Raw genomic sequence first — 5,477 nt, forward strand, 5'->3', positions numbered from 1 at the left:
GGGGTTTATGGATCGCATACGTTCGGCTTTGCGCTCAGAGGAATAGTACGGCACAACGGCTCTCTTTCCGCCCCCGGAGTCTGGTTTCAGGTAAATCTGGCGAGGCGACAACTATCCTGACACCGGGGGGTATTAAATAGTTATTTTTAGGGGAGGAAAATCCAGCTACCCCTAAAAATATCCTTTTCAAACTATCTACCTATTCGCTGGAGTAGAGTTTGATAGCTTTAGGTGTCGGTTTTCAAAGCTGTGAATAGCTAAGCAGGAGCGCATCTATCTGTTTGCGTCTCTCTAATGCCTGCTCTTTAGTTAGCCGCCCTTCGACCTCTGCTGTGGTCAGAGATTGGGTGAGGCGTAGAATGCCCTCTAATGTGCGTGTTTTCCTATGCTCTATGAGTCGCTTTCTTCTGATGTTAACCCTACTGCTTCGGTTTAAGTGCATTTTTTTTATCATGTACTCCACCGGACCAGCTAATGCGGTGATGTGGCCTGTGTCTTCCACCTTTAAGAACTCATCAATATGGCGCTCAAATCGATCAATGTAGCCAATTTTTCCTATAAAGGTCAGAGCGCCATCTTCTTTGGAGCAAGGCCAATCAGAAGTCTTTAGTCCATTACACTTAGGGCAAGATAGGTGTAGGTTGTATGGGTGCGTAGATAATTCGTCAAAGTGTTCTTGAGGGCGGAAGTGATCTAGATGCATTTCGTCGCCGCCATGCTCGGCTACTGATATGTCACAGTAAACACATCGCTGTTGGCAGTCCTCAGAAATCTTTTCATAATTTGATCTGTAATCGGCATAAAAGTTTTTGCGATTGCTGTAATAATCTTCGATTTTGCGGCGGGATAGTTTGGGGAAAAACATAACGTTATTCGCCACCCAATTGTTTCAGTTGCTTTTCAATTTCTGCAAGCAGTTGTTCTTGTTTGCTCAGTTCCTCAGAAGGGACTATCGCCTCTGTGGTCAGTACTTGGCGTACCCGCAGAAAATCTAGAGCGTTGTATTCTTCTACCTCTTCGGGCGAAAGACTATCTTCTATGGATTTTTTAAGTAGTTCATTAAAGCGAATATTTCTAGCAGACTTTATTTCATTGAAAGAGTTAGTGTGGCGACGCATTAGGATGGAGCATTCTTCCTTGTAAGCAGGCTGCTCAATCCTGCTTTTGTCAATTATATATTCAACCGAGCCAAATGGAGGCTCAATCAGCCCCATTTCACTGGTTAGTATATATAAAGGAAGTTTTGCGTCTAGCAAGCGTATAGCTGTGACAAGCTGTGAGCCCTTGTAATCGGCACCCACTTCGACATGTAGTTTTTCATCTATAACAATTGAAACTACTCTCTCGAATTTTTCAATTGTAGCTAACATGTCAGAGATGGTGGGGGATGGCTCTATAGCGAACACGTCATATTCGTCGCCATAAATATCTTGCAAAGTGCCTCGATAAAGGGTTCTTGACATTTTTTCATCGTCAATGAAAAGAACTATTTCCTTGTTTGTCATTTATTTTTTCCTCTAACAGGGACTTTGATAGTGAACTCAGCCCCACCTAAGTCACTATGCGCTTTCGCACTAATAGATCCAAGCATATGATCGTCGACATGAGTTTTGACTATAGAGAGGCCCATGCCGGTTCCGATAACATTCCCGCGGCCATCTCGCTTACCGCTATTCATCGGTATAAATATCGACTCCTCAGTACCGGCTTCTAAGCCAATTCCTGAGTCTGAGTAAATGACCGTGATTTCACCATCAGTTTCATATAGGTCAACACGGATAGTTGATTTTTGGCGTTGCTTTTGTGCTTCAATAGCCCAGATTGAGTTGGTCATAAAGTTTATGACTATGCTTTCCCAGTCTATTTCAAACGCATAAACTTCATAGGCAGCTCCGTCCGTGTGAATGTTTATCTCAGACGAAACTCCCATTTTGTCAAGCGTGACGGAAAATATTTCAAATACATATTTAAATACGCCTGGGATATGTACCTTTTTCCGCGTGCGCTTGTCAGGCTTAATATTCTCAATGGCAAATCTTGAGAAATTGTCTACATACTTGGCCCCGTCTTTAGCAATTTGAATGCAATCTATAGGGTCGTCTAATAGGCCATCAGGATTGTCTAGTTTTTCTAAATATGCCAGTGCTCGAGTAGACCCATTTAGAGCAAATCCAGAGTGCTGTCGGACTTCATGCCCGAAGCTGATTGTTAGAATGCCAATCGACGCCAAGTTTGAAAGTGTGTTTTTTTTGTTCTTCTAGTTCCTTCTTCTCTGCGCGCAATGCATCTAAATATTCTTGTTCCGCCTGACTTTGCTTGTGTCTAAGTGCTTCAAGATGGCTTAGTCGTTGAGCCACGAGTTGAGATGGGGATAGTGATTTTTTCTTGTTTTTTTTTCTTGCGACTTATAGAGGAAACGGTCTTTTTCAGGTCCTCTATTGCATTTTCTACGTCTTCGTTTGATTTGCTTAAGATTCTTGCGAGCTCAGTAGATAGGTCTAGCTTCCCATCGCTACTAGCATCTTTTTGTACAAGCGTCTCAAAGGTCTCAATGACCTTCAGTAAGAAGGTACGTAACTGAAAGAAAGCGCTATTTTCTACAATGCCTTCTCGGTTTGCTTGGTCGTTGAGAATGGCATTAGTTTCTCGAGAAATTAATACTGAGCCTACTATCTGATTTGGGCCGATTTTCCAACCTAGTTGGGAAAGACCCCCTGGGCTGGAAACTTTTCTCAAGCCAATGTCAAGCCAGTCGCCCTTGCCTGAAGGCTCGCCATAAGGACGGACTCGAAAATGATCTCTATAAAGTCGAACGCCTTGGTTAAGGCGCATAAATTCCCTGAAGTTTCTAACCTTCAGATTGAGCTTGCTAAGGTTTTCAGTATCTTGGGCTAAATAGTAAAACTCGAATTTTACTGGACCGAAAAGAGGAGCGGAGCCGCTATTTTTTAACCAGGAACTCCATGCAATTGGTTCCTGTAAGATATCGAGTTTTTGCTGGTTATTTGTATAACACGCTTCTACGTTACCGTTTGAATCAACAGTGGCTTTGACTTTCCATCGGGCTGCGTTAAGAAATTTCTCTGAGTTCAATGACTTATCGACTTGACTCTCACCCTTCCTTATTTTAAGCCTGATGGAAAACTCATTTTCAGCTTGAAATGGAGAGGTCAATAGCCTCAATTCATTTTCTAGAATATCTAAGAAATTTTGGTCCCATTCATCCTTGAGACCAATGAGAACCATCCGTGTTCCACTGCTCTCAGGATTAGAAAAAACACTACCGTATTTATCTGTGATAGGCAGGTCTACTTCATAAATTGGATGCTTTATTTCAGATAATGATTTGTTGGTCTTCTCAAAACGTTTCCAGTCAATGTTTAGCTGTATAGCTTTGGTCATTTCTTTGGTTTTGCTATAGAGTACTAACTTTTTGCAAAGGCGATCAATGCCGAGGCGGCCCAGGCCCTTCGCGCCAGTTAATACCCTGCATTTCCCGGCAGAGCGCTCTACTATTGACTTATTGTCAGTACCGATTTTTAACCAATGCCCTAGTAACGTTTCGGGATCCATCCCGCTACCATTATCATCTATTATAAGGGTTGAAACAGAATTTTCTCTTAAGTGAAAATCTAAGGTCACATGATCGGCATCCGCATCGTAAGAGTTTTTTATAAGCTCTGACAATGCGACAGTCGAACTGGAGATGCTTTCGCGACCAAGCTGAAGAGTTACCCTAGCAGAAAACTCAAACGGCTTTTCATCGACGAGGGTCCTTTTAATCATGATGAGTCACCATAATGGTATGTCCTTGACTACTCCCACCGTCAGATGGCGGCAACGGATTCTATTGTTGATAAAATCATTTGTGCGTTTAGATTTTAAAACCTCTACCAACCTGCGGCAGTCTTCTAAGCTATTGGATCTGGGCTTTACGACAATAAGATGGTTTTCGACTGCCACGGGACATGATTCATTTATTATTGCTGCAGATGCCCGGAATTTATCCGAGGGGCTAGAAGTGCGTCGAATTACTACGAATGGTGGCTCAATCAATCTTCCTTTAAAGTTTCGTGTCTCTGAAAGATTGGTTATTGAGCTCCAAAGAGGCGTATTTTTGGAGTGCGCGTAAGGCGAAGATGGGCCTTCAAGAGGATCGCGATATGCAACTAGTGGTCCGATGCAAACATCGTAATGCTCAGAGATAGTGGAGCTTTTACACTGTTCTGGGAACCAGATAATAGTTCGGTTCTGGGGTGGGGTAGCAAAGCCGTGTATTAGAAAAACATCAATATCAGTTTTCTCGTTGAAGCGACCAGCTATCTCAGCGTGGCCGTCAATATTTGCTTCGACAAAATCACGCCAGTTTTGATAGCGAGTCCCTGATCGTAGAACGTCAGGGAGTATTGCGCTTATTGCGCAGTTAGGCGGAACGCAACGTAGATAGTGATCGAAAACAACGCCTGCCGCATTGACTTTGCCTATCCTCCAATAATTTTCTCGAGGGGAGTCCCAGCTCGAAAACGGAGGATTCATTAGCAAGTGCGTCGTGTTGCACAAATCCTGAGCAGTGACGGACATAGCATCTTTTACTACGATTTTTGATAGTAAAGATTGTGCCTCATCAATCGTGCAGTCTTTAATGACTCCACGATTTAATGCTTCGAGGACAAGGCGTAGCTTTGTAGCTCGAATAAAGGATTCGTGAATGTCGAAACCTACGAGGACTCCTCCCCATTGGCGCAGAGTTTCAGATAGATACTCTTTAACCTCTAGCCTTCGAGAAAACTCAATCAACAAGTTTCCAGTGCCACATGTTGGGTCGAGAACTACTGAATCTAATGAAATGGGTGCATTAAAGGCGGCCACGGCGCAGGTGGAAAGCTCTTGGCCAGTGAAAAAACTCCCAAATTCCCTCATTTCATCGATGGATAGGAATGTTCTCAGTACAGAGTCAGCAGAGTCAAGGTTGACCAGCTCAGCTAGCGCTTCTCGATCAATAGTGTCAATTATTGAATCGAAAAAGTTTGCTAGTGCGTGATTGTGAGGATTAAATTTATTCATAGCATTGCTTTTCTAAATCTCGAATAAAAGCATCCAAAAAGTTTTGCATGCTACCACATTTTTAAGCGGCCTCCTAGAGTTGGCATTAATCGCCATCTCACTAATACGATATTCAATGGTCACAGATTTTGTCTTGTGCTGTGATTGTCCATAAAGTGGTCTTCATGTACTTAAGGTTTATTTTTTTGTGAAGAGAAAGTCTTCTGTTTTCGTATGGACTGCGCGAATATTAAGAAGTCGAGAACTTGAATATCCATGGTCAGTCTGAACGGTTGTGGTTGTTTATGATTAGTCCATTAGCAAGCCATTTATTATGGGTTGTTCCTGGTCGATTGCTGATAGTGGTTATTGATAAGGTCAGTTTCGGCTCAGAGATAGAAAACCCAGGATTTGTCTAGGGATGCTCCGATCAA

Annotated in this window: 5 protein-coding genes; all 5 read right to left on the reverse strand. The window is 42.8% G+C overall.

What is annotated here, in order from left to right; all coding sequences use genetic code 11:
• Nucleotides 1-241: 241 nt before the first annotated feature.
• Nucleotides 242-865 carry an HNH endonuclease gene (locus KUO17_RS26055; protein ID WP_217978426.1) on the reverse strand — a complete coding sequence of 208 codons (624 nt, stop codon included), beginning with the start codon at nucleotides 863-865 and terminating at the stop codon, nucleotides 242-244.
• A gap of 4 nt (nucleotides 866-869) precedes the next feature.
• Nucleotides 870-1,505: a hypothetical protein gene (locus KUO17_RS26060; protein ID WP_217978427.1), complete on the reverse strand. Its 636-nt coding sequence runs from the start codon at nucleotides 1,503-1,505 to the stop codon at nucleotides 870-872.
• The gene (locus tag KUO17_RS26065; RefSeq protein ID WP_217978428.1) at nucleotides 1,502-2,230 is read right to left on the reverse strand and encodes an ATP-binding protein; all 729 of its coding nucleotides are present in this window, start codon (nucleotides 2,228-2,230) and stop codon (nucleotides 1,502-1,504) included. Before KUO17_RS26065 ends, KUO17_RS26060 begins: the two co-directional genes overlap by 4 nt.
• A gap of 101 nt (nucleotides 2,231-2,331) precedes the next feature.
• Nucleotides 2,332-3,786, reverse strand: coding sequence for an ATP-binding protein (locus tag KUO17_RS26070; protein ID WP_217978429.1), 1,455 nt, complete (start codon nucleotides 3,784-3,786; stop codon nucleotides 2,332-2,334).
• A gap of 6 nt (nucleotides 3,787-3,792) precedes the next feature.
• Nucleotides 3,793-5,064, reverse strand: a complete 1,272-nt coding sequence (locus tag KUO17_RS26075; RefSeq protein ID WP_217978430.1) for an N-6 DNA methylase — start codon at nucleotides 5,062-5,064, stop codon at nucleotides 3,793-3,795.
• Between the last annotated feature and the right edge of the window lie 413 nt (nucleotides 5,065-5,477).

The sequence above is a fragment of the Pseudomonas aegrilactucae genome, from assembly GCF_019168305.1.
GTDB lineage: Bacteria > Pseudomonadota > Gammaproteobacteria > Pseudomonadales > Pseudomonadaceae > Aquipseudomonas > Aquipseudomonas aegrilactucae.

What these genes read in the sequence shown, in the direction of transcription:
- KUO17_RS26060 (WP_217978427.1), bottom strand. Translation starts at nt 1,505, where the DNA reads ATGACAAACAAGGAAATAGTTCTTTTCATTGACGATGAAAAAATGTCA.
- KUO17_RS26075 (WP_217978430.1), bottom strand. Translation starts at nt 5,064, where the DNA reads ATGAATAAATTTAATCCTCACAATCACGCACTAGCAAACTTTTTCGAT.
- KUO17_RS26070 (WP_217978429.1), bottom strand. Translation starts at nt 3,786, where the DNA reads ATGATTAAAAGGACCCTCGTCGATGAAAAGCCGTTTGAGTTTTCTGCT.
- KUO17_RS26055 (WP_217978426.1), bottom strand. Translation starts at nt 865, where the DNA reads ATGTTTTTCCCCAAACTATCCCGCCGCAAAATCGAAGATTATTACAGC.